The sequence below is a fragment of the Streptomyces sp. NPDC028289 genome (assembly GCF_055565975.1).
The window spans coordinates 45,843-70,982 of record NZ_JBVHTI010000015.1; the positions used below are offsets into that span (position 1 = coordinate 45,843).

The 25,140-nt window shown below is 68.9% G+C and carries 22 protein-coding genes and 4 pseudogenes; 19 read left to right on the plus strand and 7 right to left on the minus strand.

From position 1 onward, the window contains the following. The first annotated feature begins 555 nt into the window (after positions 1-555). On the plus strand, positions 556-936 hold the full coding sequence (locus ACZ4UV_RS48590; RefSeq protein ID WP_350786533.1) for a hypothetical protein: 381 nt from the start codon (positions 556-558) through the stop codon (positions 934-936). Here ACZ4UV_RS48590 and ACZ4UV_RS48595 read toward each other — a convergent pair. Next, a pseudogene (locus tag ACZ4UV_RS48595) lies at positions 933-1,517 on the minus strand (transposase); the annotation flags it as partial. The gene ACZ4UV_RS48590 and the pseudogene ACZ4UV_RS48595 sit on opposite strands and share 4 nt — an antisense overlap. Between ACZ4UV_RS48595 and ACZ4UV_RS48600 the strand changes: the two are divergent. From ACZ4UV_RS48600 to ACZ4UV_RS48610, 3 genes and pseudogenes are all read left to right on the plus strand, one after another. Next, positions 1,516-1,818: pseudogene (locus tag ACZ4UV_RS48600) on the plus strand (integrase core domain-containing protein); the annotation flags it as partial. The pseudogenes ACZ4UV_RS48595 and ACZ4UV_RS48600 overlap by 2 nt on opposite strands. Before the next feature lie 452 nt (positions 1,819-2,270). Further along, positions 2,271-4,205 carry an nSTAND1 domain-containing NTPase gene (locus ACZ4UV_RS48605; protein ID WP_467848465.1) on the plus strand — a complete coding sequence of 645 codons (1,935 nt, stop codon included), beginning with the start codon at positions 2,271-2,273 and terminating at the stop codon, positions 4,203-4,205. Continuing rightward, a complete protein-coding gene (locus tag ACZ4UV_RS48610) occupies positions 4,202-4,630 on the plus strand; it encodes a hypothetical protein (protein ID WP_451016917.1) in 429 nt (142 codons plus the stop codon). The genes ACZ4UV_RS48605 and ACZ4UV_RS48610 overlap by 4 nt, the downstream gene beginning before the upstream one ends. Positions 4,631-4,888: 258 nt before the next feature. On the opposite strand, the gene ACZ4UV_RS48615 is transcribed toward ACZ4UV_RS48610, so the two are convergent. Next, positions 4,889-5,086 carry a hypothetical protein gene (locus ACZ4UV_RS48615; protein ID WP_451016918.1) on the minus strand — a complete coding sequence of 66 codons (198 nt, stop codon included), beginning with the start codon at positions 5,084-5,086 and terminating at the stop codon, positions 4,889-4,891. A gap of 280 nt (positions 5,087-5,366) precedes the next feature. On the opposite strand from ACZ4UV_RS48615, the pseudogene ACZ4UV_RS48620 reads away from it, so the two are divergent. The 8 genes and pseudogenes from ACZ4UV_RS48620 to ACZ4UV_RS48655 form a co-directional block, all read left to right on the plus strand. After that, positions 5,367-7,762 (plus strand): annotated as a pseudogene (locus ACZ4UV_RS48620) (PHP domain-containing protein); the annotation flags it as partial. Further along, positions 7,760-8,821 carry an alkene reductase gene (locus ACZ4UV_RS48625; RefSeq protein ID WP_467848619.1) on the plus strand — a complete coding sequence of 354 codons (1,062 nt, stop codon included), beginning with the start codon at positions 7,760-7,762 and terminating at the stop codon, positions 8,819-8,821. The pseudogene ACZ4UV_RS48620 and the gene ACZ4UV_RS48625, both read left to right, overlap by 3 nt. An 11-nt stretch (positions 8,822-8,832) precedes the next feature. Further along, entirely contained in the window at positions 8,833-9,312 is a 480-nt protein-coding gene (locus tag ACZ4UV_RS48630; RefSeq protein ID WP_451016919.1) for a MarR family winged helix-turn-helix transcriptional regulator, read from the plus strand. Between the two features lie 240 nt (positions 9,313-9,552). Beyond that, complete coding sequence (locus ACZ4UV_RS48635) at positions 9,553-10,038, plus strand: SDR family oxidoreductase (RefSeq protein ID WP_451016920.1); 486 nt, start codon at positions 9,553-9,555, stop codon at positions 10,036-10,038. Next, positions 10,035-10,472 (plus strand): hypothetical protein, encoded by a 438-nt coding sequence (locus ACZ4UV_RS48640; RefSeq protein WP_451016921.1) that lies wholly within the window; start codon positions 10,035-10,037, stop codon positions 10,470-10,472. The genes ACZ4UV_RS48635 and ACZ4UV_RS48640 overlap by 4 nt, the downstream gene beginning before the upstream one ends. 87 nt (positions 10,473-10,559) lie before the next feature. Further along, positions 10,560-10,946, plus strand: a pseudogene (locus ACZ4UV_RS48645) (MmcQ/YjbR family DNA-binding protein); the annotation flags it as partial. 104 nt (positions 10,947-11,050) lie between these two features. After that, complete coding sequence (locus ACZ4UV_RS48650; RefSeq protein WP_451016922.1) at positions 11,051-11,323, plus strand: MmcQ/YjbR family DNA-binding protein; 273 nt, start codon at positions 11,051-11,053, stop codon at positions 11,321-11,323. Positions 11,324-11,345: 22 nt separating this feature from the next. Then, entirely contained in the window at positions 11,346-11,831 is a 486-nt protein-coding gene (locus ACZ4UV_RS48655; protein ID WP_451016923.1) for a TetR/AcrR family transcriptional regulator, read from the plus strand. A gap of 399 nt (positions 11,832-12,230) precedes the next feature. On the opposite strand, the gene ACZ4UV_RS48660 is transcribed toward ACZ4UV_RS48655, so the two are convergent. Further along, positions 12,231-12,929: a hypothetical protein gene (locus tag ACZ4UV_RS48660; protein WP_451016924.1), complete on the minus strand. Its 699-nt coding sequence runs from the start codon at positions 12,927-12,929 to the stop codon at positions 12,231-12,233. 158 nt (positions 12,930-13,087) lie between these two features. Between ACZ4UV_RS48660 and ACZ4UV_RS48665 the strand changes: the two genes are divergently transcribed. After that, a complete protein-coding gene (locus ACZ4UV_RS48665) occupies positions 13,088-14,374 on the plus strand; it encodes an IS701 family transposase (protein ID WP_467848484.1) in 1,287 nt (428 codons plus the stop codon). 349 nt (positions 14,375-14,723) lie between these two features. Here ACZ4UV_RS48665 and ACZ4UV_RS48670 read toward each other — a convergent pair whose 3' ends face one another. Continuing rightward, on the minus strand, positions 14,724-15,584 hold the full coding sequence (locus ACZ4UV_RS48670) for a LysR family transcriptional regulator (protein WP_451016926.1): 861 nt from the start codon (positions 15,582-15,584) through the stop codon (positions 14,724-14,726). A 107-nt stretch (positions 15,585-15,691) separates the two neighbouring features. On the opposite strand from ACZ4UV_RS48670, the gene ACZ4UV_RS48675 reads away from it, so the two are divergent. Next, a complete protein-coding gene (locus tag ACZ4UV_RS48675) occupies positions 15,692-16,690 on the plus strand; it encodes a substrate-binding domain-containing protein (RefSeq protein ID WP_467848489.1) in 999 nt (332 codons plus the stop codon). 805 nt (positions 16,691-17,495) lie between these two features. Here the strand turns inward: ACZ4UV_RS48675 and ACZ4UV_RS48680 are convergent. Together ACZ4UV_RS48680 and ACZ4UV_RS48685 are read right to left on the minus strand one after the other, a co-directional pair. Further along, a complete protein-coding gene (locus ACZ4UV_RS48680) occupies positions 17,496-18,293 on the minus strand; it encodes a bestrophin-like domain (protein ID WP_451016929.1) in 798 nt (265 codons plus the stop codon). An 85-nt stretch (positions 18,294-18,378) separates the two neighbouring features. Then, entirely contained in the window at positions 18,379-19,023 is a 645-nt protein-coding gene (locus ACZ4UV_RS48685) for a Ku protein (protein WP_451016930.1), read from the minus strand. 580 nt (positions 19,024-19,603) lie between these two features. Between ACZ4UV_RS48685 and ACZ4UV_RS48690 the strand changes: the two genes are divergently transcribed. Together ACZ4UV_RS48690 and ACZ4UV_RS48695 are read left to right on the plus strand one after the other, a co-directional pair. Beyond that, positions 19,604-21,301: a stealth family protein gene (locus tag ACZ4UV_RS48690; RefSeq protein WP_467848498.1), complete on the plus strand. Its 1,698-nt coding sequence runs from the start codon at positions 19,604-19,606 to the stop codon at positions 21,299-21,301. A 15-nt stretch (positions 21,302-21,316) separates the two neighbouring features. Then, on the plus strand, positions 21,317-23,164 hold the full coding sequence (locus ACZ4UV_RS48695) for a stealth family protein (RefSeq protein ID WP_451016932.1): 1,848 nt from the start codon (positions 21,317-21,319) through the stop codon (positions 23,162-23,164). A 310-nt stretch (positions 23,165-23,474) separates the two neighbouring features. Here the strand turns inward: ACZ4UV_RS48695 and ACZ4UV_RS48700 are convergent, their stop codons facing one another. Next, positions 23,475-23,948 carry a hypothetical protein gene (locus ACZ4UV_RS48700; protein ID WP_467848503.1) on the minus strand — a complete coding sequence of 158 codons (474 nt, stop codon included), beginning with the start codon at positions 23,946-23,948 and terminating at the stop codon, positions 23,475-23,477. 74 nt (positions 23,949-24,022) lie between these two features. Here ACZ4UV_RS48700 and ACZ4UV_RS48705 point away from each other — a divergent pair, with 74 nt between their 5' ends. The 3 genes from ACZ4UV_RS48705 (at position 24,023) to ACZ4UV_RS48715 (ending at position 25,099) form a co-directional block, all read left to right on the plus strand. Continuing rightward, entirely contained in the window at positions 24,023-24,463 is a 441-nt protein-coding gene (locus ACZ4UV_RS48705) for a hypothetical protein (RefSeq protein WP_467848507.1), read from the plus strand. Continuing rightward, a complete protein-coding gene (locus ACZ4UV_RS48710; RefSeq protein ID WP_467848511.1) occupies positions 24,460-24,762 on the plus strand; it encodes a hypothetical protein in 303 nt (100 codons plus the stop codon). Before ACZ4UV_RS48705 ends, ACZ4UV_RS48710 begins: the two co-directional genes overlap by 4 nt. A gap of 97 nt (positions 24,763-24,859) precedes the next feature. After that, positions 24,860-25,099: a hypothetical protein gene (locus ACZ4UV_RS48715; protein WP_451016935.1), complete on the plus strand. Its 240-nt coding sequence runs from the start codon at positions 24,860-24,862 to the stop codon at positions 25,097-25,099. The last annotated feature ends 41 nt before the right edge of the window (positions 25,100-25,140 follow it).

The following is a 25,140-nucleotide window of genomic DNA, read 5'->3' on the forward strand; positions in this document are numbered from 1 at the left end:
GAAGCGGGGCATCGCCAAGACGCGTATCTGACGTACCGGGAACCTCGACAATCCAGGGCGGGATCTCCGCCTGGCACAAAACGTGTTTAAGCAGATCGACGTATTTCGTCGGTTCCTCAACTCACGCGGCGTGGGCGCGCGACAGCGGGATGGGCGTTTAGAGATTTTTAACGGCTGGGATTACGAAGGAGCACATCCCCTTGGAGGGGCTGTGGATGCCGCGCGGAGCCATCGCTCTGGGAAAGTCGACCGCCAAGATCGGCGGCAGGCTGCTGATCGCTGCGACCGTCGCCTTGCACGTCTACGATGTGGTGGCCGCACCGAGCGGATCTAGGCGGCCTCCACGACGGTGTCAGCACGGCGGGCGGCCTCGCGGGCGCGGGTTTCGGTTCCGTGTTCGGGGCAGACCTCCGGACTGTCGGACCCGCGGTCGGCGGGATCTTGGGAGGTGTCGTCGGTGGCGTGGTCGGTATCGGCATTGTGGACGGGATCGAGGATCTGTCGTAGATGAGGACTTGGCTGGACAGGCTGTTCAGGAAGGAGCGGCCCCGCATCGTGAATGAGGATGCGGCGGCGGTCTCGTCGCCGGGCCCGGTATGGAGCGATCCGGAGATCCCGGACGAAGAGCGCGCGGTTCTGCTCGTACGCCTCATCGAAGACCCCACGGCGCGCGAGGACGATCAAGACGACGCGGCGTCGGATCTGGAGTTCCTCTCCGGTCCGTTCGTCGAGGCGGCCCTGATCCGGGCCATCCGGGCGGGGGACTTCCGCAGCGACTTGGCCCAGCGCTGCGCCGAGTCCCTCGCCGGAATCTGGGCCAGGGAGGGCCACGTGGACCCCGCCTTCCTGGCGGAACTGCGCAGCCTGGCGAAGGATGAGGTCTTCGGCATCCTCGGCATCCGCGCCCCACACCTGCTGCCGCCTGGCTCCCTCTAGAAGATCTTTAACGGCTGAGGCTGCGGTGGTTGGAGGTCGAGTCCGGTTTTGGCGATGAGTCCCTCGATGAGGCGGGGTCGGTACTGCATCCGTTTCAACCGCGTCTTCACCAGTGTGGTGAGCTGATCGAGGCTGTGCTTGGTGAGGTTGGCCAGCGACCTCTTCAGGTGCGACCACACGGCCTCGACCGGGTTGAACTCCAGAGCGTACGGCGGCAACTGGTAGACGGTCAGCCATAACCGGGCGGCGGTCAGCCGTCGCATCATGCGGCTGACGTGCGTGTTCAAATTGTCCCAGACCAAGACAATGGGACCGCCGAGCTGCTGGTGTGCGGCATCGAGCAAGCGGGCGTAATCGATCTCGGTGAAGCCCTTGCGCCGGCCTTTGGCGGGGCCGCGGTCCAGGTGGATGCGGTAGATGAGCCGTGGCCTGCGGCCGGCCTTCGTGCAGATCAGCGCCGCCATGGAGACCCGTTTGGTGCCCGCGGCGGTGACCTTCACGACCGGGGTGCAGCCCCGGCGGCCCCAGGTGCGGCCCTTGGGCGGCCTCAGGCCCTGACCTGCCTCGTCCTCAAAGCAGAGCGATCACGGGGCTCAGTACGGGTCGAAGGCGTTCGCCGACGCCTGCCACCAGGCGGGAATCCCCCGATCCATGGGAGCGGTCGGCGCATCCGCGGACAACGCCGCCGCGGAGTCGTTCTTCGCCTCGCTCAAGCGGGAGATCCTTCCCGACCGGCGTGGCTGGCCGACCGCACGAGTTGCCCGGCTCGCGGTCTTCCGCTGGATCGGCTTCTACAACCACCGGCGCAGGCACTCCACGATCGGCTACCTCGCGCCGGTCGCCTTCGAACAGAGATCAACTACGCTGGCCATCGCTGCATGACAACCGGTGTCCACGATCAAGGTGGAAGCCCCGTCAGTAACGGCTCCCCAACCGCCGTCACCACTGGTCCAGGGCCCTTCACGTCGGAGGGCCCTGAGCCATGCCCGCAGTGGACAACGGACAGAACGAAACCCCATCCATAACTTCGGTTATGCGCTGTTGAGCTGTCCACGAGATGAAATCCAGCGTCATGTCGATCACGGATGGCGAGTGCACTTCATTCGCCGGGATCTGGCGTCACCCTCTCTTCGCTCCATGGAGCCGGCGGGGTGAATACCGGTTGGGCATCAGCCTGGAGGCCAGACGCCGAGATACTGACGAGCCTGCGCGCGGGACAAGTACAGCCTGCAGCTGGGCAGTTGGCGCCCGGGAATGCGACCTTACGGGTGGGGCCGACGTGCTGTCATTGTGCAAGCCGCTGGACTACGGTGAGGTCTGGATCGCGCGTGGGCATGAAGGGGAGCCGAGTGGATAAGCAGCTTCCCGAAGCGTGGACGCGAGGAGGCCCCCGTGATGGTGCACGATGGCTCCGTTCAGAACAGGCAGAGGACGTCTGCCCATATCCTGGCCTGGCCTCCTTCGGCCCCGATCAGGCACAGTGGTTCTTCGGCCGGGAAGAACCGCTTGCACGGCTGATTGCTTGTCTCAGCGGGCGCCTGCGCTCCGGTGGCGCGGTGGCGGTCGTCGGTCCGACAGGTGTGGGCAAGTCGTCGTTGCTCGCAGCTGGCCTACTCCCCGCGCTCGCCGCCGGCGCCATCCCCGGCACGGATCGCATGCCGCAGTTGTACTTGACCCCCACCGAACACCCGATGAAGTCCCTGGCCGCTCGCCTTGGATCCCTCGTCGGCGTGCCGCCTGACAGCATGGCCGAGGCGCTGTCGGAGAATCCGGAGGGCCAGGCGGAAGCACTCCGGGAAGCAGTCCGTGCACGGACCAGCAGCGGGGTCGCTGATGCCTGCCTGCTCCTGGTGGTCGACCAGCTCGAAGAGGTCTTCACGCTGTTCCCGGACGAGCAGGAGCGCCGCGACTTTCTCTGTTCGCTGTCCGCTCTGGCGAAACCAGGCCCCGAGGGTACACCACCCGTTGCACTGGTGGTGTACGCACTGTCATCCAACTACCTCGACAATTACCTCGCCCTCAGTGCCACGTACTCCGAGCTGGAGGTGGCATTGCGTGAACCGGTGTGGGTTGGGCCGCTATCAGTCCCCCAGCTGCGAGAAGCCATCGTGTTGCCGGCTCAGACGGCGGGCCTGCAGATCGAGTCGGGTCTGACCGAGCTGGTGCTGCGGGATCTTGAGCACGTATCCGAAACCGCACGGCTGCCGTTGCTAGCGCACGCGCTGCGTGAGGTATGGCTCCGACGACAAGGCCGCCTCCTGACGATCGCGGGTTACGAGGCCACTGGCGGCATCCGACATGCTGTGGCGACCATGGCCGAACGGGTATTTGCCGGGCTGGATCCAGAAGACCAGCCGACAGCCAGAAGGATCTTCCTTCAGCTGGTCAGAGTGGCAGAGGACATTCAGCCGACCCGCCGGCGCGTGACCTGGACCGACCTTCTCGGCAATGACCGCGACAATTCCTCTGCTGGAAAGGTCCTGGACGCCTTCGCCCGGAGCCGCGTCCTCTTTCTAGACCGGGAGACCGTGGAGATTACACAGGAGGCGCTGCTGTGGGCCTGGCCGCGCCTACGGACGTGGCTCTCCGACGAACGTGCCGGCCTCCTGGTTCGCCAGCGAATCGAGGATGCCGCAGTCGTCTGGCGGCGCCTCGGCCGCGACCCTAGTGCCCTGTATCGAGGCTACGAGCTAGCGGTGGCTCGCAGTTCGTTTGAAGGCGGTCGGGATCTCAGCGCGGTCGCAACCGAGTTCCTCGACGCGTCGGTTCGGCGCCAGCGCCGTGCCGCTCGCTTCCTGGCCTTTCCCATCCTGGTCCTGTTCGTGATTGCCCTGCCCACGGCTGGTCTGTTCCTGCTGCTGCGGGCTCTTCCTGCCGAACACGGCGGGTGGTCGCTGGGGAGCTTCCTCGTGGTGTGGGCCATGTTGGCTGGAGGAGGGCTTCTTCTCACGCGCCGCAACCGCCATCGCGGAGGCGCTCCGCAGCCGGAATCTCAAGATCGCACCTTCGCCGCCCGAGAGAACGGCTTCCTGGGTGGGCTGCGGGATCTGTGGCCCTACCGATCCGGCCCGGGAGCAGCTGCTCCCGGCCATCGAGTCCCGGTTCGCCCGGCCGTTGACAAACCCTCCCGCGAGCAGAGCCGACGCAATGTCGATGAGGCCCTGCGGGAGAAGTACGGTCAGCTCGGCGCACCGCCCGAAGCGTTGATCCAGTGGCCGGGCTCTGCTCACGGCCGTCAGCCGGGAGAAGTCGAAAGGGGCGAGCGGTGACCACGACACCGCCCGAGGAGCCAGGTGCTGCTGCCGCGATCGACGACGGCGCGCAGCCGGACCAGGTGTCGACACCGTACTCGGCTCTGCCGGCCGCCAGCCAAGCAGAGGTATGGGAGCGTGTAGTCCCAGGCGCCGGCGAACGCATCCTGCGGCTCGTGGAGCAGGACTTCGAGCGCCAAGCTGAAAAGCACCGGCAATGGTGCCTTGACCGTGCCCATGAGCGCCGCTTGGACCTGGTCAATCTGGCGCTGCGCGCAACCGGCTTGATCGTTGGCAGTGGTGGTGTAGCAGGTTACCTCTGGGTCGCCAAATACTTCGTCGACCACGGCGCCGCGGTGCCTGCGGCGGGCATGCTCGGCGGTGGTGTCGCTGCGCTCGCCGCAGCGTTTCTCGGCAGTTCAAAGCGAAACCCTCCTTCCTGAGCACACCTACGCCGAGCACCGAGCGCCGCCACCGTGCACCAATTCGCGGTCCACATCCGCGGACCAGGAACAAGACCAAAACCCTGTCCATAATTTCATCTCGTACCGCCAGCCCGTCCCGACCGGCAAGGTCGGGACCAGCTCGGCGAGCGCGACGTCGACGGGGAAGTCCACAGCCTCAGACTCCGGCCACGGCGATCCGCATGCACGTGGAGGAGCCCTATCGAAGCAGTCGCATCACCGTCTTCACGGTCAGCGTCAACGGCGTGTCCTGGGCGGCCAACGCGGTGCCGTAGGCGACGCGACGTGCTCGATCGCCTTCATCGCGGCACACAGAACGCGGGCCTGGTGCTCGGTGAGTTCGTCACCGGCGTCGACGGCGAGCGAGGTGAGGGCGATCGCCGCGAGAACGACGAGCGCCGCGAGCAGCGCGAGGTGCTGGAACGGGTGTGGCATGACTGCCTTTCCGGGCCGGACAGTCGCCGGCCTCACCCCTTCCGCGGGAACCCGGCCGCCATACAGGATCGGATCGCAAACTGAGACGCATGTCACATTGACGCGTCTCGGCCTGTGAATCAGGGCCGTCTGGCTCCTTGCGGTCTGCGTACGGTGCGGGACACCACCACGAGAGCTATTCGCACGCTTGTGCGATTTCGAGTTATGGTGGATACCTGGAGAGGACACAGGTCAGGGAGGGGCGCGACAGGCAGGAGGTGCAGGCCGTGGATTTACTCATCTGCGCGTCGCCTCCGGCTACAGCGCCCGCTACGGTGCCTCGCTCCCTGGGGTCCTTGTGCAGCGGGCTGCCAAGCGCGGGATGACGACGCTCGCGCTGACCGATCGGGACACCGTCGCGGGCACGGTCCCCTTCGCCAAGGCCGCCGCGACCGCCGGGATCCGCCCCGTCTTCGGAGTCGACGTCGCCGTCGCTCCGCTCACCCGCCGGACCCGGCGGCTGGCCGGCCCCGTACGCCCGTGCGCGGCGGTGCGCACGTGGTGGAACCGCCGCTGCGGATCACCCTGCTTGCGCAGAGCCCGGCCGGGTGGTCGCGGCTGTGCCTGCTGGTGTCCGTCGCGCACGCCGAGGCCGGCGGTGCGGCGCCGGTCGTGTCCTGGCCTGCCCTGCGCGCCTACGCCGGCGAGGACCTGGTGGTTCTTCTCGGTCCCTCCTCGGAGCCGCTGCGTGCCTTGTCCGCCGGCCGCCCCGACGTTGCCGAGCAGCTGCTTAGCCGTGGCGGGAGCTGGCCGGGGACCGGCTGCGCCTGGACGCCGTGTATCTGGGGCGGCAGGGCACCGGGCCGGGATCGCTGCGGCTGGCCGCCCGCACGGTGGGCCTGGGCGACCAGGCCGGGGTGCGTACGGTGCTGACCAACGCGGTCCGCTACGCCGATCCCGGCCAGCACCGGGTGGCCGACGTCCTGGACGCGGCCCGCCTTCTGCGGCCCGTCGACCGCCAGCACCTGGACGGCGGCGAGCGGTGGCTGAAGGGCCCGGCCGCCATGGCCGCGGCCGCCGAGCGGATCGCCCAGGCCGTCGGCGACGATCGGGGCCGGGCTGGGCGTCTGCTGGCGGAGACCGAGACCACGGGCCAGTCCTGCACGCTCACCCCCGCCGATCTGGGGCTCGGACGGCCGCACTTCCCCGAACCCGCCGTCGTGGGCGCCGGCGAGGAGACCGGCCTCGCTCTCGGGATTCCGCCGCAGGTCGTCGGCGACATCGCCAAGAGCTTCCCGCACCTGCGGGCCCGGGACATCCGCGGCGCCCTGGCCGAACTGCCAGAGCTGCGGCAACTCGCTGCTCAGGCGGAGAAGTTCGGACCATTGTGGGAGCTCGCTGAAGGCCTGGACGCGCTGCCCCGCGGCTATGCCATGCACCCGTGTGGAGTGATCCTTTCGAACGTGTCGCTGCTGGACCGGCTTCCGGTCCAGCCGACCCCGGCCGGCTACCCGATGGTGCAGGCCGACAAGGAGGACGTCGAAGATCTTGGTCTGCTGAAGCTCGACGTACTGGGCGTGCGGTGCAGTCCGCGATGGCGTACGCGGTCGCCGAGATCCGCCGTACGACCGGGCGGGCCCTCGATCTCGACAACCCCGACCACGTCCCCCTGGACGACGAGAAGGCACTTCGAACTCATCCGGCGCAGCGCCGTCGGCCTCTTCCAGCTGGAAAGTCCTGGTCAGCAGGACCTGGTGGGCCGTCTGCAGCCGCGGCCCATGCAGGACGTCGTCGCCGACATCAGCCTCTTCCGCCCCGGCCCCGTGTCAGGCGGGATGCCTGCCCTGTTCATCGCGGACCGGCACGGCACCGCCCCCAGGTACCCGCACCCGGACTTGGAGCCGGTACTCAACGACACCTACGGCGTGGTGTCTGGCACGAGCAGATCATCGCCATCCTGTCCCGGATGACCGGCTGCGACCGTGCCGCCGGCGACGTCGCCCGCCGCGCCCTGGCCGACCCCGATCGGCTTCCGGGAGTCGAAGCCTGGTTCCGTCGTACGGCCGGTCAGCGCGGTTACGCCAAGGACGTCCTCGACGAGGTGTGGGAGACCGTCGCCTCGTTCGGCGCGTACGGCATCTGCCGCGCGCGGTCGCCTTCGCCGTCCCCGCTCTGCAGTCCGCGTATCTGGAGGCGCACCTCCCCGCGTACCTGTACGAGGGGCTGCTGGAGCACGATCCGGGGATGTGGCCGCGCCGGGTCCTGGTCGCCGACGCCCGCCGCCACGGCGTACCGGTGCTGCCCGTCGACGTCAACTGCTCCCGCGGGCAGAACAGCGTGGAGCCGGCCGGCCAGGGCTGGGGGGTGCGCCTGGCGTTCTCCACGGTCAAGGGCATCAGCGAAGCGGAGACCGAGCGCCTGGAGGCCGGCCAGCCCTACACCGGCCTTCAGGATCTGTGGCTGCGCGCCCGCCCGTCCCTGCCGCTCGCCCAGCGACTGATCCGCATCGGCGCCCTCGATGTCCTCTCCCCCGGCCTGACCCGCCGCGACCTCCTCCTGCAGGCCACCGAACTGCACCGGCAGTCCCGCGACCTCACCACAACCGACGGACAGCTGCCACTGAACGGCGAACTGGTGACCGCCGAACCGAGCGGGCTGCCGGAGATGACCAGCCGGGAGACGCTCGGCGCCGAACTGCTGGATTCCCTGTGGACGCCGACCGCTCTTGGCGGCATACCTCTGCCGCACCGCCTGGTCATGGCCCCCATGACCCGTGACCGCTCCACACCTGAAGGCGTACCGACCGAGCTGAACGCCGAGTACTACGCCCAGCGGGCCTCGCACGCGCTGATCATCACCGAGGGAACCCAGCCCTCCGCCGACGGCCAGGGCTACCTCCTGACCCCCGGCATCCACAACGACGAGCAGATCGCCGGGTGGCGCAAGGTCACCGACGCCGTGCATGCGGCCGACGGCCGGATCGTCATCCAGCTGATGCACACCGGACGTATCGCCCACCCCGACAACACCCACCACGGGCGCGAGCCGGTCGCCCCTTCGGCGGTCCGGCCGGAGGGCGTGATGTTCACCGCGTCCGGGCCCCAGGAGATGCCGACCCCCCGCGCTCTGTCGACGCAGGAGGTCGCAGCGACCGTCGACGACTTCCGCCGCGCCGCAGCGGCCGCCGTCGCGGCAGGCGCCGACGGCGTGGAGATCCACGGCGCCAACGGCTACCTGGTGCACCAGTTCCTGTCCGACAACACCAATCAGCGCACCGATGGCTACGGCGGCTCGGTCAAGGGCCGCATCCGCTTCGCCGTCGAGGTCGCCGCCGCGGTGGCCGACGAGATCGGTGCCGAGCGCACCGGTATCCGTATCTCCCCCGCAAACCCCTACAACGACATCGCCGAGTCCGACACCGCCGAGCTGTATCCGGCGCTCCTGGACGCCCTGCGTCCCCTGGACCTGGCCTACCTCCACGTGATGCACGGCGGCGACGAGGAGCTGCTGGGCACCCTGCGCGCGCTGTGGCCGACCACCCTGATTCTCAACCGGGTCGGCACTGACCTGCCCGCCCGGGCCAAGGACATCGACAACGGCACCGCAGACCTCGTCTCCGTCGGCGCCCTCGCGCTCGCCAACCCGGACCTGGTCGAGAGGCTCCGCGCCGGCGCGCCATTGAACACCCCCGACCCGGCGACCTTCTACGGCGGCGGAGTGGCCGGCTACACCGACTACCCCACCCACACCGGCTGAGGAACCGAACCATGCCCACCCCCGAACCCCGCATCCCCACGACGGCCGGCGCAGGGTCGATGAGCTATGCGATCTTCCAACTCGCCCGCACCCACCGCGCCTACGCCGCCGCCCTGCTGCGCGAGATGGACCTGCATCCCGGGCAGGAACTGCTGCTGATGCACCTTCTTGACCGGGACGGCCAGTCCCAGTCCGAACTGCTCGAATGCCTTGGCGTGGACCACTCCACCATCTCCAAGGCACTACGCCGCATGCAGGACGCCGGCCTGGTCATCCGCGAGCCGGCCGCCCATGACCGGCGCGTCATGATGGTCCACCTCACCGACAAGGGCCGCGCGATGCGCGAGCCCATCGCGGCCCTGTGGCAGGCCCTGGAAGAGACCTCCGCCCGGAATCTGTCGCAGCAGCAGGCGGAGGCCTTCGTGGAAACCGCGTACGCCATCACCGAGGCGATCAGCAGCCGCGCGCTGCCGGAAGAAAAGTCCGCCTGACTCCCCGGTGTGCCCCTGGCCCCCGTACCCCGCAGGCCACGCCACCACCTCTAGGCCGGCCATTCGCCCATCCCGTTCCGGCTGCTTTCGGACGCGGCACGTGGCGGCGGCGAGGCGCACTGCGGATCCTCCCCCACGGCCCGCCTCCACTCGCCCGCCCACAGACGCCCACGTCTGCAGCCACCCCCGCCCCCCGGCCACCAAACCCCCCGCTGACGATCTGACGGAAAGGAAACCCCCATGCCTGCCACCGACTCAACCACCCTCCCGGTCCTCGTCGTCGGGGCGACCGGCTCCCTGGGGAGCAAGGTCGTCGACGAGCTATTGGCACGCGGCAAGAACGTCCGCGCCCTGGTGCGGCCAACCAGCAACGCCAGCCGACTCGAAAGCCGGGGCGTTCAGATCGCCCGCGGCGACATGCTCGACGTCGACTCGCTCGTGGCCGCCATGAACGGCACCGACGCCGTCATCACCACCGCCGCCGGCTACACCCGCGGCGGCAAGAACGCCCACGACATCGACACCATCGGCAACGCCAACCTCGCCGAAGCCGCCCACCGCACCGGCATCCGGCGCTTCGTCCTGACCAGCATCCTCACCAGCGACCAGACGCCCCACGTCCCGCACTTCTGGCACAAGAAGCTCGCCGAGGACAAACTCGAACAGCTCGGCGTCCCGTTCGTCGCCCTGCGTCCGGGGGCCTTCCTCGACCAGGTCGCGACATGACGGGCAACCCGCTCGACAAGGGCCGCCTGATCTGGATGTCCAAGGCCACCGTTCCGCTGACCTTCGTCCGCACCTCCGATCTCGCGGCATATCTGGCGGCCTCGGTCGACGCCCCGGCCGCCAACAGTGAACGCATCGACATCGGCTGGGACCGTCCGGTCAGCATGCTCGAGGTGGCCGATGCGATGGGCCACCGGGCCGGCAAGAAGATCAAGGTGTGGGCCGTCCCCTCCGTCGTCGTCCGCGCCGCAGGAGCCGTCGCCGGCCGCTTCAATCCGGTGGTCAAGGACATGGCCACGATGTTCGGCTGGTTCGACACCGGACGCTACGTCGCCGACCCCCGCCGCCAGGAGCAGCTGTTCGGCCCCGTCCCCACGGCCGAGGACGCCCTCGCCCGGTTCACCGACGAGCTGCGCACCGCACAGCACCGGTGACAGGCCCGCGTCCCGCCCCTCGCCGCCCGGCGGCCTGACCAGGACGCCTCGGGCCTACCGCTCCTGCACCCGAGGAAGGAAACCCTCATGAACGGATCGACCCTGCAGACGTTCGCCGCCGAGTGCGCAGAGGAACTTCCCGGAGCCCAGCTGGAGCATCCCTTCGGCCCGGACTGGGAGGTCTTCAAGGTACGCGGCAAGGTGTTCATGCTGATGACCGAGGTCCCCGGGAGCCCCGTCGTGATCCTCAAGGCGGACCCCGGCGAGGCCCAGGCTCTCCGGGAACACAACAGCCACATCACCCCCGGCTACCACATGAACAAGAAGCACTGGATCACGCTGGAGGGCGGGACAGGCGTCGACAACAAGCTCGTCACGGAGCTCGTCACCGGCTCCTACCTGCTCGTCGTCTCCCACCTGCCCAAGGCCGAGCAGCCCGTCGACCCGCACACCTACGGCACCGGCACGCGGGCAGGCTGCAGAGCGCGGCCTGGAACCGCCTTCAGGTCACCGCCCGCAAGGCGGCCCTCGCTCTCCCCGACGTCAGCCACGGCTACCCCTTCCCTCCGGGACTCGACGTGTACAACGTCGCGGACAAGGTGATCCGGGTCGTCACCGACGACCTGGACGAACAGATCATCACGGTCAAGTGCGAGCCCAAGCACGCGCGGGCACTGGAGCGCGGCTGCGCCTCGATCACCACGGGCCGCTATCTCGACAAGAGGCACTGGATAAAGCTTTCCCCCCGAAGCGTGAGTGAGGCCCGACGTGTCATCTCCCGCGACGGAGCGGTCAGACGCGGCCCGAAACCGGATCCGGCTTCTGCACGCGGCCACTCGACTGATTGCTGAACGAGGGGCCCAGCATGTGACCATGCAGGCCATCGCACAAGGGGCCGGTGTCGGGAAGGCCACCCTCTTCAGGCGGTTCGGCGACCGCAACGGTCTGCTCCTGGTCCTCCTGGGGGAGGCAGAGGCCCAGTTCAGACAGTCCTACACCACGGGCCCGCCTCCGTTGGGACCAGGCGCTCCCGCCGCTTCCAGGCTGACAGCCTTCGGCTGCGCCCTGATCGACCGTACAGCAGCCGACTCCGACCTGGGCATCGCCTTGGGGCGCGAACTCACGCTCGAGTGCCGCTATGCATCCGGTACTTGGCAGGCGTTCCACCGCCATGTCGCCTCACTGCTGCACCAGGCAGGAGTAGACGGGGACTGCGACATGCTCGCTCACGCCCTGCTCGGCTTCCTGAACATCGAGCTGTCGGATTACCTGCGTCGCGCTTGTTCCGTATCGGCTGCCCGCCTGCAGAGCGCCTGGGTGGACCTTGTGCAGCGCGTAGTCGGGGGTGAGTCACAGTGAACGCGCCACGGCCCGGACGCGCAGACCGGGTGATACGTACGGGCTGGCCGGTGAACAGCACCGGTGCTGACGCGGTCCTGAGCTGCACACGAAACGGGACGGGTGCGGAAAACCTCTGGAGGAGCCGCCTCGATGCCGCTGTTCCGGGCTCTGCGCGCCCAGCTGCACGGGCACAGAGGAGGCCGACGTTCTGACGTGACCCGCCTTTCCCGTCTCTCGAATCCGCTCACCCTGGCGGGCGAGAGGCAGTGGGACGACGACGCCGGAGCGGTTGGTGACTTGTCCGCGGAGGGCGGCGTTCTCGGCTAGTACTCCAGTCCAATTTCGTGATGTAGATCGTTTGTCGGTGGTGCAGCGCGACTCCGCCGCTGGCGGCGGGGATGGCACGCTGGAAGAAGGTCAGTCCCCCGGCGATTCCCCGTAAGGTGCCGTACCAGTGATCGGGTCCAGGGGTTCAAACGGCGGCGTCCGGGCCACGAGCACCGCTCCAGAAGCCCGGGTCTGCGGCCCGATCTGCCGGGGATCTAGGCTCGACTCTGCGGCGACCGTCGGTGCGTCGCAGTCGCCCCAAGTAGCCGCCCAACTGCTGGCTCGGTCGTCTTCTGGATCAAGATCTTCGGGCTTGCCGGGGATGCCGAAGGCGTCCAGGAGGTGCCGTTCGACGCCGAATGGCTCGCCGAGGGCCAGCTCGGGATATTCGGCGACCCACCGCCTGATGACGTCTCCGTCTTCGGCGATCAGCCAGGCTTCGCCGTCGTTCTGCTCGCTGTGGAAGTAGGCCTGGGCTCTTCCGTACTTCGAGCTGAGCTGCTGGCACAGGTTCGTAACGAGAGCGGTGCGCGTCAGGTAGGGCAGTCCGCACCACGCTCCGATGACCAACGTCCATCCGTCGATCGCCGGGGTGATCACGACTGTTGAGAACCGCTCTTCGCCTGCATGTGCAACCTCGTCGATGAGGTCCACACCGCGCGCCCAGGTGGTCTTCCGCACGTTGGTGAAGCCAAGTTGTGCGACAAGTTCCGCTTGGTCGGCGCTGTGTACCGCGATCCATGAGAGCCAGCATGCGCGTATCGCCAACGGCGAATCGGAGGTCTGCACGACCGCCACCATAGCCGCGGGCGAATCGTGGCCCGGGACGGTGAACACTGCGACGGCTGACCTGTGCGGCCAACGCGAGATCATCAAGGGTTGTGTGGACTCCTGAAGAGCGTGCGGTGGCCGCGGGCCATAGCGTAGACCCCGCCCGTTGGCGGGCGATGTCCAACCAGGTCATGGCCCGGATTGCGGGTCGCTTCCAAAGGGTTGAGCCCCGGGCTGCGGCCCGCGCCTCTCTCCTCGGACTGCTCTCCAGCGTCGAGCGCAAGAACTGCTGGCGCCTTGCCGAACACGTCGGCCACGCCCGCCCCGGACCGATGCAACGACTGCTGCGAAGCGCCCGCTGGGACAGCGACGCACTCCGCGACGACGTTCGCGCCTACGTCATGGAACACCTCGGCGCCGACGATGGCGTCTTGATTGTCGACGAGACGGGGTTCCTGAAGAAGGGCCGATCCTCTGCCGGGGTGCAGCGGCAGTACACCGGCACGGCGGGCAGGATAGAAAACAGCCAGGTCGGGGTCTTCCTCGCCTATGCCTCCAGGCGCGGACGTGCCCTGATCGACCGTCGTCTCTACCTGCCTGAGCACACCTGGTGCCACGACCAAGAGCGCCGGGCCCGGGACGGAGTCCCCCACGAGCTGGAGTTCGCCACGAAGCCCCGCCTGGCCGAGCGCATGATCGCCGCGGCACTGGACGCCGGGGTCGTCGCGTCCTGGGTCACCGGCGACGAAGCCTGCGGCCAGGACCCGCATCTGCGCACCGGCCTGGAGGCGCGCCGGATCGGGTACGTTCTCGCGGTCGCCTGCACCACGAGGGTGCGGATCAACCACGGCCGCACCCCGGTCCCGGCGCAGGTCGTTGCGGACCAGTTGCCCGCCTCGGCCTGGCACCGGCAAAGCGCCGGAGCAGGCGCGAAGGGCCCGCGCTACTACGACTGGGCCTGGGTTTACATCGGTGATGACGATCACCGCCACCTGCTCGTCCGCCGCAATCCCAGCACCCGTGAGCTGGCCTTCTACCTGTGCTGGTCACCCGCACCGGTGGCCCTGTCCGAGCTGGTTCGTATCGCCGGCGTCCGCTGGAGCATCGAGGAGTGCTTCCAGGCCGCCAAAGGCCAGACCGGCCTGGACCACTACCAGGTCAGGCAATGGACCTCCTGGCACCAGCACATCACCCTGGCCATGCTCGCTCTCGCGTTCCTGGCCGTCGTCGCGGCCAGCGCGACTCCTGACCGCCCAGCCGAGACCAATAACCATGCCCGCAGCGGCGATCCGATCGCACTGACAGTCCCGGAGATCCGCCACCTGCTCGGAACGATCTTCAAGCCCTCGACCGTGTCGCCAGCGAGGCTGCTGCACTGGTCAGCCTGGCGCAGACAGCATCAAGCAACCGCCCGCCGCAGCCACTACCGACGACGCCTCGCCACAACACCCTTCAGCACATAGATCACGAAGTCGCACTGGAGTACTAGGGCGGCGTCATTTGGGACCACGGAGGCGGCCCGAATCGGCCCCACTTTGTGAAGATCGCTACTCGTGAAGGTGGCCTGCAAGTCTACCGGTCTCACGTGCCTTGGTAACAAGATCAGCTCATCATGCCGTAGCACTTCTCTTGGCAAGAATGTTCCCATTGACGCAGGTAGTGCGGGTGGGATGGGGACGCGCTCGGTGCAGTAGTTCGCCACCAGCGGATGGAGCTGGAAGTTTCAGATCAGCACACGGGAGGTGGCAGCCCTCGTGGTTGGCGGCCCTGAGCTGTGGTGATGAGATGAGTCCAGCAGCACCGCTGCCTGTTTCAGGTGTGCCAGCAGTGCTTTGCGACTTGGATGAAGCCGCGTACCAGTGGGCTGCATGCTGCCCTTGGCCAGGCCACGGCGAGATCACTGGACGGGCGGTCACTGAGCGGGACGACGACCAGACCGGCGGGCAACGGCTGATCGATGGGAGCGAGAGCCGATGTGCCGTTCCACAGGACCGCTTGCAGGCACTCCTGGATCGTTCGCATGACCGGCGACGCGTCGTTGTCGTTGTCTCCGCTGCCGGTCCAGTACGCCGTCCACACCGGATCGGCGCCCTCCGGCAGCCGGACCCACCGGCGGCCGGCGAGGTCGGTCGACGAGACCGAGGCGTGACCGGCGAACGGGTCATCGTTACGCATGACTACGCCGACGGGTACCGAGCGCAGGACGTGCATGCTGATGCCGGTGTCGTCGAACGGAGTTCGGGTGATTGCCACGTCGACCAGCCCGGCGCGGAGTCCGGCTGTCGGGTCGCCGAGGTCGGATTCGTGGATGATGACGTGGACGTGCGGATAGCGGGCCCGGAAGAGCGAGACCAGTCGGCCGCCGACCTGTTCGGCCGCGTCCGCCAAAGTCCCGACGGCGAGGGGTGCCGTACCCGCCGCGGCGGCCACTCGCCTGCGGATCCGGTCGGCTCGCCCCAGCAACGCCCCCGTTTCGTCGTACAGAACCTTTCCAGCGGGCGTGAGGGTGACGCCCCTGGGAGTGCGTTGGAACAGCAGAACGCCGAGTTCGTCCTCGAGCTGCCGGATCGCGCGGCTCAGTGGTGGCTGCGTCATGTGAAGGCGGTTCGCCGCCCGGCCGATGTGGCACTCCTCGGCGACGGCGATGAAATACCGGAGCGAGCGAAGGTCCACCTCAAGCACCATACCCGTGCGGTATCGGACGTTCCCAACGGGTCTTGGACTGCGGACAGAGCGACGGCCAACGATGGAAGCAGCAGATCCGACGAAGAGGAGTTTTCATGGCCGGCCCTGCCCTCACGGTCGGGTGTTTCCCGTACGACACGACGCGGGCACTGTTCGATGGGACCGTAAGCACCGACGGTATCGACGTCACGATGAAAACCGGAGCGACCCTGCCGGAGCTCTTCGAACGGCTGATCCACGGAAACGAGTTCGACGTAGCCGAGCTCGGTCTCACGTTCTACCTTCGGCTGCTGGAGACCGGACTGCCGTACGTAGCGTTGCCGGTCTTCCCGAACCGCGTGTTCCGCCACTCGTGCATCTTCGTCAACGTCCACAGCGGGATCACGGAACCGGGCGATCTTGCGGGCAGGACCATCGGCGAGTTCGGCGTCTACGGGCAGGACTCCGGTGTGTGGGCCAAGGGGATCCTGATGGACGAGTACGGATTCAAACCCGAGGAAAGCCGCTGGGTGATCGGCGGCCTCGAACACCCCGCGCCCCCCTTCGACTTCATCCCCCATCCGCACCCGGCCGAAGTCGACGTGCGCGTCGCACCCGGGGGAAAGACGCTGAGCACGATGCTCGACGCCGGTGAGATCGACGCACTGTTCTCGGCGAACGTCCCCCAGTGCGTACTCGACGGATCCCCGAACGTCACCCGGCTGTTCCCCGACTTCGAGCCGCTCGAACGCGACTACTACCGGCGAACCGGCATCTTCCCGATCATGCACACCATCGTCATCCGGCGAGAACTGCTGCGGGACCATCCCGGACTCGCGCAGAACGTCTACCGCACCTTCGCCCGGGCGAAGGACGCCGCTGCCGAACGCTATCGCCAAAACCGCAGGCTCTACCAGGTCCAGACCATGATTCCGTGGATGAACGCCCTGGTGGATCGCAACGGTGAAGAGTTCCTCGAGGACTGGTGGCCCTACGGCATCGCAGCCAACCGCGCCGCCCTCGACACCTGCCTGCGCTATCACCACCAGCAGGGCCTGACCAGCCGGCTATGGAAGACCGAAGACGTCTTCGCTGCGGAATCGCTCGACACATAACCGCCCTCCTTCACGAGCAGCGATCTTCACAAAGCGGGGCCGATTTGAGCCGCCTCGGTGGTCCCAAATGACGCCGCCATAGCCAACCAGGGCGTGGCCTTCCCCTACGGGACACCTCCGCGGGCGCCGAGCGGACGTCTGGGCGATCTACCGGACCCAGAACCCCGGCGGGACACCTTCGCGGGCACGGAGCGGACTCGGCGACGGCCACGACGCTGTACACGGACTCCGGGACACCTCCGCGGGCGCGGAGCGGACCGCCAGACCTGATACGTGCGGTAACCCTGGGGCGGGGCGCCTCCGCGGGAGCGGAGGTGCCCCGACGGCTCATATCCGGTGACCGTTGACGGCACCGTCGGCTCCGCGCGAGCGGAGGTTTCCCAGCGGAATGCAGGGTCAGGAAGGCGCCGTGATCGACCCGGGCGGGGACTCACCGGGAACCGGGGTTCGGAAAGGTACTTCCACCGGGCTACGAGCCCGACGGCGAGACCCTGGTGCGGGAGATCGACGAGGAACTGCAGGCGGCGATCGATCCCGGTTCCATGGTGCACTTCGTCACCTTCGAGTCGGCGAGGGCCATCTGGATCACGGCCCCTTCAGGATGCTCTGTCACACCGCCGGTCACCGCGGTGAACTGACCCCGTCGAGGGAGACCGCCGAGCAGGCGTGGTTCCGCTACGCCGATCGGGACCGAGTCTCGGCCGTCGACGAGAGGGCCTTCGACGCGTTTCACGAGGCCGGGCGGCTTCCTTGATTGCGTGACCGCGGCCTTCACGGTCGCTTCTACGGTCCTCTTCTCCGCCGCCTACGGCCCACCGTCGAAGAAGCCGGACTTCAGGTCCCGGATGATGGCGTCGAGTGGGTGCCCGCTGACGACGAACGGTCCGTTCCAGGGCGCGCTGAGTGCGAAGAGCAACGCCAGGCTCAGCCCGACCACGCTCGCAACCCCGACGATGAGCAGCGAGGTTCGCAGACTGCTGCGGAAGACCAGTGCGCCGGAGTTCACGATCAAGGCCACCCCGCTGACCACGAGCGTGACGACGTAGAGCGCGGGAACGTCGCGCGAGGCGGCCGCGACGCGGGCGCGACGGCTACTGGTGACACCGTCCAGGGAAACCACCAGCTCCGTACCCGTCGCCGTTCCCACACCGGGCCTGGCCGCCTCGGCGCGGACCCTGCGCTCCAGCCGTGCGATCGATCGAGCGGTGGCCGGGTCGTCACCGGACGCCGCTGCCGTGCCCTCCCACTCCCTGGCACGCGTGGTCCGCAAGTAGTCCAGCAGTGCCGCGTGGATCGGCTCCGACTGGACCTGCGGACTGGTCGCCGCCCATGCCAGGCGGGAGGCCGCGGCCGCCTCATCGCTCACCAACCCCTCGGCCGCGCGCAGGTAGCCGGCCTCGCTGGCCAGTGAGAGTGCCGCAAAGATCGCGAAGGCAGCGCCGAGCGTCGGCATCAGGGGTGTGGCGATCTGCGGCACCCGGTCCCGTTCACCGACCGGTACGAGCGCCCGGACGCCGACCCGCGCCACCGCCGCAACCAGGAGGGCGAGCAGGAGTCCGCCCGCAACCAGCACCACCGCCGGCAGCGAGGTCAACCAGTCCACCACATCACCTCCAGCGCGTTCCCGCGAGCGCTCCACGGCGACGCGACATCGGGCCTCGCGACCTGGAGCTCCTGGTCGATCACTTTCAATGAGCGATCACATGATCACAGGTCGAGGACCCCAGAAGCTCGCGACGCCCGGCAGGGCATCTCTTTCGGCCCAAGGCACCACTCACACCATGGGTGTGGATCCGGTGGGCCTTGCGGCCAGCGGGCGGCAGACCGATACGTTCACGGTCGCCGCGTACGGCGAACTTCACGATGACGGCCTGGTCCCGGCGCGCGAGGATCTCGACGAGCAGGAGGCAGGGCCGGACGGCGGCCGGGGCGGTGGATGCAGTGAGGTGGTACGCGCCGGCGCCGATCTGGCGGGGGTCGATGGCCGAGACGGGGAGCGTGCCGAGCAGCCCGATCGCGTGCACGGTGGCGAGCGGCAGGTGGTCGAGGTCCTCGTCGGTGACCGGGATGATGCTGCCCGTCGGGGTCTCCCGGCCGCGGCCGGTCTCTTGCCCGTCGACCCGGCGGTCCTCGACCTCGCAGTACCGGCGGTACCGGACGCGGCCGTTGCAGCCGTCGGCGGTGTGGATCAGGTGCAGGTGGTGCCGCCGTCCTCGGCGGCGCTGCTCAGCGTGAGGGGGATGATGAGCATCCGGAACACGATGTGTCCGCTCCAGATAGGCGTCGTCCTGTCGCCCTTCGCCACCCTCACCCTTCGTGACCTGCGCATTCATGCTAGATCTGTCGTTGGAGGGCGTCTGGCTGGGAGCCGGCGGCGGTCCGCGGTCCGGCTGGGCGGGGCGTCGCGGCCGGGCCGGCTCAAGTCGGCGATGCCCAACGCGGTGTCCGGGCGGCAGATCGGGCAGGCCGGCCGCGCTCTTCCTCGGCCTGCCGCTGCCGCAGGCCGGCCGCGTGGCGATCGATGCGGTCCACCCCGCATGGCATGCCAGACACGGATTCTGTGGAATCAAGATTGTCAAGGTTGCCTGGTGTCGGTCGGCTGAAGGCGCTACGGCAGCGGACGCCGTGTTCGTGGTGGCCTTCGGCGGGGACGCGGCACCACGGGCGGCCTGAGCTCCGGTCTCGTCGTCGCCGCGGCCCGGCTCCCGGCGCCGTCCTGGCCCTCGCGGTCCTGCCGGTGGCAGCCCTCACCGCGTACCACCGGTGGGCCTATAGCACATCCAGGTGTGAGGTGGTTGTGTGCGTGTTCGGTGGTTCCTTAATTCTCTGAGAAATTTTCTACAACCATCCGGCTCAGATGTCCGTCTGGTTAACACAAGGGTGTGTAGAGGTTGATGTAGAGGAGCTCAGAACGTGACCGTGCGTTCCTTTGCCCGGCGGATGCGACCGCGAGTCGAGCGGAAGGCCGCCGAGAAGGTCTGGCAACTGCGCACCATGCGGCGGCGCCGCATGGCGGCGGTCACGGACCCGGTGCTCCGCCCGGTGGCGGTGCGCGGCCAGCAGCTCTACGGACGGGTCGTGACCCGGTTCAGCGCCGCCGAGGCGGCCGCCGCCAACCTCGGACTGGTCCTCGCCGCGCTGGAGCAGGACGGCATCCCCTACTTCCTGGTGCCGGCCTCGCGCACGCGCCACACGGTCGGTGTGAATGCCGTGGACCGGGAGCGTCTCCTCACCGCCCTGGAGGCGCAGAACGCGGGGAAGGCGGTGTTCATCGGCAGACCGCTGCCCGGCGGAAAGCTCAGGCACCCCGCCCTGTTCATGGACGGTGTCCTGCCGGCCGCGCTGCGTACGGCCCCGGTCCTGCGGATCGGGGAGAACCACCTGGGCCCCGCGGGCCAGCTGCTCGCCGGCCCGGAACTCGCCTGCGACGTCGAGTTCTGGGAGGACGGGGCACAGCTCCTCGCCTCCGCCGCAGGGCCCCGGCGCCTGGCCTCGGTCCAGCCGCAGGCCTGCGAGGACGTCTTCGCCGAGTCCCTCGTCGCACCCCGGAACAACGGCATCACGGACGTACTGCCGGCGTCCGAGCAGACGCCGGCCGTGGTCCGGATCGGCGACCGGGAGCTGCCGACCTTCGCCGCGCTCACCCTGCCGACCGTGAACGACGTGACCTTCCCCGTCGACGTCGTCTACACCTGGGTGGACGGCGAGGAGCCGGAGATGCGGGCCAAGCGCGCCCGCTACCAGGAGCACGGCACCGCCGAGATCCTGGACAAGGAGACCAACGCCTCCCGCTACACCAGCCACGACGAGCTGAAGTACTCACTGCGCTCGCTCGCCATGTACGCCGACTTCGTCCGCCACATCTACCTCGTGACCGACGGCCAGAAGCCGCACTGGCTCGACGACACGGCCCCGGGGATCACGGTCGTCGACCACCGCGACATCTTCCCGGCGGACGTCCTGCCGGTGTTCAACTCGCACGCGATCGAGACCCGGCTGCACCACATCCCCGGCCTGTCGGACCACTACCTCTACTTCAACGACGACGTGTTCGTCGGCCGCCGGGTCACCGCGGAGCACTTCTTCCACGGCAGCGGTCTGATGAAGATCCCGGTGTCCCCGCTCAAGATCGGGATCGGCAAGCCGCACGCCGAGGAGACCGCCACCAACTCCGCGAGCAAGAACGTCCGCCGGCTGCTGCTGGAGAAGTTCGGGCGGATGACCACGAACAACTTCATGCACACCCCGCTGCCGCAGCAGCGCGAGACACTGCGGGACCTGGAGGACCTCTTCCCGCAGGACATCGGCCGCACCACGGCGTCCCGCTTCCGCTCGCCGCAGGACATCGCTGTGACGGCCCCGCTGCTCTACCAGTACGCGCTGATGACCGGCCGCGGTGTGCCGGGCCGGTTCGGCTTCCGGTACGTCAACATCAGCCGTCCGGACGCCGAGGCCCGCCTGGCCGACCTGCGCCGCACCCGCCGCTTCGACTTCTTCTGCCTCAACGACGTCGACGTGCCGCCGGAGGAGCGGGAGCGGGTCGGCCTGCGGATGCACGAGTTCCTGGAGGACTACTTCCCCTTCGCGAGCCCCTTCGAGAAGCAGAACTGACGGGGGCTGGGGGGCATGGACATCCGTCACCGCTTCACGTTCACGGCGCCCGCCGGCCTGCGCGCCGCCCGGGACCTGCTGGCGCACCTGTGCGCCTGGCTGTCGGCCAGGCTCTGGGCGCTGCGCGCGACCCGGGCCCGACGACGCCTGCGCGCCGCCGTCCCCGGGCGTGGGATCACCTTCGGACCGACGCGGCTGTACGGCCGTACGGTCGACGCCTACACGGCCGCGGACGCCGCCGAAGCCGATCTCGAACGGGTCTGCACCCTCCTGGAAGGGCTGCACGTCCCGTACTTCCTGGTCCCCTCCGACCACGGACACGGCGCGCCGCGGCAGGCCGTCGGCGTCGAGGAGACCTACCGCGACGCGATCCTCGCCCGGGCCGCCCAGCGCTTCGCCGGCACCGCCGGGTACGTCGGCGCCGTCGGACCGGGCAGCGCCGTGACGAGCGCGGTGCTGTGGGCCGACGGCAGGCTGCCCCGGGCGCTGCGGCGGGCCGCCGTACTCCGCACCGGCGTGGTGCGCCTCGGCCCGGCAGGGCAGGTGCTCAGCGGCCTGGAGACGGGGTGCGACATCGAGTTCTGGCGGCACGGCCGGGACCTCGGCGCCCCCTCGGATTCAGCCGGGGGCAGCGCCGGCGGCACCGATCCCGCCTGGCTCACCGTGCCCGGCAGCCGGCTGCCGGACGTCTTCGGGCCGGCGCTCGTCGCCCCGCGCCGCAACCCCGTGGCGGAAGTGCTCCCGGTGACGGCGCGGCAACCGGCGGCAGTGGCGGTTCGCCGCCGCACCGTCCCGACGTTCGCCCCGTTCGCCGAGCCCGGCATCGACGAGGTGCTGTTCCCCGTCGACGCCGTGTACACCTGGGTGGACGGGGACGACCCGGCGATGGCCGCGAAGCGCCGGGCCCACCAGGAACTCTCCGACAACGTCATCGCTCCGCGCGAGACCGGCGCCTCCCGCTACACCAGCCATGACGAACTGAAGTACGCGCTGCGCTCGCTGGAGATGTACGCCGGGTTCGTCCGGCACGTCTACCTGGTCACCGACTCCCAGATCCCGTCCTGGCTGGACCCGCAGGCGGAAGGCCTGACGGTGATCGACCACCGGGAGATCCTCCCGCCCGACGCGCTCCCGGTCTTCAACTCGCACGCGATTGAGAGCCGCCTGCACCACATCCCGGGCCTGCCGGAGCACTACCTCTACTTCAACGACGACGTCTTGATCAACCGCCCGGTACACCCCGAGCACTTCTTCCACGGCAACGGCATCGCCCGCATCCCCCTGTCTCCCCTGAAACTCGGCGTAGGCGCCCCGCACCCACTCGAACCCGCCCCGAACTCCGCCGGCAAGAACGCCCGCGAGGTGATCAGGCGCTTCCACGGCAGACACATCACGCACAAGTCGCTGCACACCCCGCACCCCCAACTGCTGTCCGTGATGCGCGAGATGGAGAGCCTGGGAATCGAGGAACTCGAACGGACCCCCTATTCCCGTTTCCGCTCCACCTCCGACGTCGCTCCGGCATCCACGCTCCACCACCACTGGGCGATGGCAACGGGCCGGGCCGTCCCCGCCGACTACCGCTTCCGCTACGTCCAGCTGGGCACACCGGACATGCACCGCCGTCTGGCCCGCCTCGCGGCCGGCGAGGACATCGACTTCTTCTGCCTCAACGACGTGGACACGCCCCCGGAAGCCAGACCGGCAGCCCAGGCCGCCATCCGCAGGTTCCTGGACCGCAAATACCCCTTCCCGAGCCGCTACGAAAAAGCCCCCCGCACCAGCACCCGCCCCATCACACCGCTCACGACGAGAATCCCGTCCCAGCCCACACGGGAGGAAGCACAGCGCCGCGAGACGTAGACGGCCCAAGCCGGACCGGGCAGCGAAACAGCACCGTGAGTGCGTGCGTACACCCCGGTGGCCGGTGCCGGCCCGGCTCGTCTACGGCGTCGACGGCCCGCAATCCATCACCGCGTCCACTGCGGCCGGCCGCCGACGCCGCGCATGGGTGCCGGCCGCCGTCGCCGCCGGCCGGTACCAGGTCCTTGCCGGGCAGGCCCGCAGCCTCGACCTGCCCCGGCCCACCGGTCACTTCGCCCACGTCAGCAAAGCCGACGGCACGCGCGGGCCGTGGCGGTCGCAGCTGACGGACCGGGAACTGGCCGGAGAACTACGCACCCTGCAAGGCGCCGTGTACTGCTTCGTCGCCGCGCTGAGCATGATGCGCGACTCCGAGATCCAGGAGATCGGCCCCGGCGCGGTGACCGTGCACTACGGCTCGCCCGCGGTGCGCTCCCACAAGCGCAAGAACGAGCCGGCCCCGATCGAGGAGAAGTGGCGGATCACCGACCCCGTCGCCCGCGCCCTGACCGTCCTGGAACGCCTCTCCCCACACCCCACCCACCTGTTCACCACCCCCGCCCACCCCGGCATGGCCGATGGCAGCGTTCCCGGCCGACGCGGTGTCCGGGCAGCGGCCCTCATCGACACCTTCATCGCCCACGTCAACGCCCACCACACCCACACCGGACGCCAGCCGATCCCCGAAGCCCGGGTGCGCCCCCACCAGATCCGCAAGACCATGCCGGTGGTCTGCGCCCAGGAACCCGACGGCGAGATCGCCCTGGGCATCCAGCTCAAACACGCCGCCCGTCGCATCCTGGCCAACCCCACACACCCCAAACCACCCACTCCTACGCCGCTCCCGACGGCGCCTGGATGCGGGAGTTCGACGACCGGCTCGCCACCGCCGCAGCCGCCCGGCTCACCCGCCTGCTCGCCGTCCGCGGCAACGGCCAGCGGCCCGTGGCCGTCGGACCCGCGGCAGGGCGCCTGCACGACGGACTCGGCCGCGCCGCCGCCCAACTCCCCTACACCGGCCCCGAACAGCCCGGCCTGCTCCAGGCACTCGTCGCCGATGCCCGCAGCGCAGCCGACCTGCTCCGCACCCACTTGCCGGAGCTGCACCTCAGCACCCTCAACCACTGCCTCTTCCAGCCCGACCCCGCCGAATGCACCCGCCACCTGCCCGAAACCGACCGCGACCAGCCGCTGATCGGCGCCTGCCAGCCCGCCCGCTGCCGCAACTCCGCCGTCACCCCCGACCACGCACCGATCTGGCTGGCCGCCAGCACCAGCACGACCGAGGAGTCCGCATGAGAATCTCCGCAGCCCAGCGAACCGAGAACGAGAACCGCATCCGGGCCGCCATAGACCGCCTCCTGCGCGGTGAGCCCCCGCCAGGCGGAAAGTGCGACATCAAGACCCTCGCCAGCGAGGCGGCGGTCGACCGCACCGCCTTCTACGGCACCCGCCCCTCCTCTCACCTCCGCGTCGAGTTCGAGCGACGCTTTCAAGCCCTGCAGCAGGCCGCCGCCACCCCACTCAGCTCACTGCGCAGCACGAACAGCAAGCTCAGCCCACGTATCCACCGGCACCGGACACTCGGCTTCGCGTAGACCTCACCCACGGAACAGAGCCGCCGCTCAATACAGCTGAGCAACAGCAGGTCACAATCAAGATCAATAAGCAGGCGCGTCAGCTACGCCACACCTGATGCCCCGTCAGCGGCGTTGGCCCGAGGCCCTCCACATCGCCCTCAGCCTGTGCGCACTGGGAACCTCGTACTGGTACATGTCCATCTCCCGCGCCACCCTCCCTGTGGTGGCACCGTGGATCGCACTGGCCGCCCGCAGCCTGCGCACCCCACGGTGCCACTCCCTCTATCTCGCCCTCGACACCCCGCCGACCACGGTCTTCGCCCTGACCTTCCTCACCGGACGCTGGGCGGGCTGAGGACGGCCCGGCTCCCGTCGGCAGGTGCCCCCAGTTCCTCG

Excerpts from the sequence above, each read along its gene's own strand:
- ACZ4UV_RS48630 (WP_451016919.1), top strand. The coding sequence starts at position 8,833 with ATGCCCACCCCCGAACCCCGCATCCCCACGACGGCCGGCGCAGGGTCG.
- ACZ4UV_RS48675 (WP_467848489.1), top strand. The coding sequence starts at position 15,692 with ATGGCCGGCCCTGCCCTCACGGTCGGGTGTTTCCCGTACGACACGACG.
- ACZ4UV_RS48705 (WP_467848507.1), top strand. The coding sequence starts at position 24,023 with ATGCGGGAGTTCGACGACCGGCTCGCCACCGCCGCAGCCGCCCGGCTC.
- ACZ4UV_RS48655 (WP_451016923.1), top strand. The coding sequence starts at position 11,346 with ATGCAGGCCATCGCACAAGGGGCCGGTGTCGGGAAGGCCACCCTCTTC.
- ACZ4UV_RS48665 (WP_467848484.1), top strand. The coding sequence starts at position 13,088 with ATGTCCAACCAGGTCATGGCCCGGATTGCGGGTCGCTTCCAAAGGGTT.
- ACZ4UV_RS48615 (WP_451016918.1), bottom strand. The coding sequence starts at position 5,086 with ATGCCACACCCGTTCCAGCACCTCGCGCTGCTCGCGGCGCTCGTCGTT.
- ACZ4UV_RS48640 (WP_451016921.1), top strand. The coding sequence starts at position 10,035 with ATGACGGGCAACCCGCTCGACAAGGGCCGCCTGATCTGGATGTCCAAG.
- ACZ4UV_RS48695 (WP_451016932.1), top strand. The coding sequence starts at position 21,317 with ATGGACATCCGTCACCGCTTCACGTTCACGGCGCCCGCCGGCCTGCGC.
- ACZ4UV_RS48635 (WP_451016920.1), top strand. The coding sequence starts at position 9,553 with ATGCCTGCCACCGACTCAACCACCCTCCCGGTCCTCGTCGTCGGGGCG.
- ACZ4UV_RS48715 (WP_451016935.1), top strand. The coding sequence starts at position 24,860 with ATGCCCCGTCAGCGGCGTTGGCCCGAGGCCCTCCACATCGCCCTCAGC.
- ACZ4UV_RS48685 (WP_451016930.1), bottom strand. The coding sequence starts at position 19,023 with ATGAATGCGCAGGTCACGAAGGGTGAGGGTGGCGAAGGGCGACAGGAC.
- ACZ4UV_RS48710 (WP_467848511.1), top strand. The coding sequence starts at position 24,460 with ATGAGAATCTCCGCAGCCCAGCGAACCGAGAACGAGAACCGCATCCGG.
- ACZ4UV_RS48605 (WP_467848465.1), top strand. The coding sequence starts at position 2,271 with ATGAAGGGGAGCCGAGTGGATAAGCAGCTTCCCGAAGCGTGGACGCGA.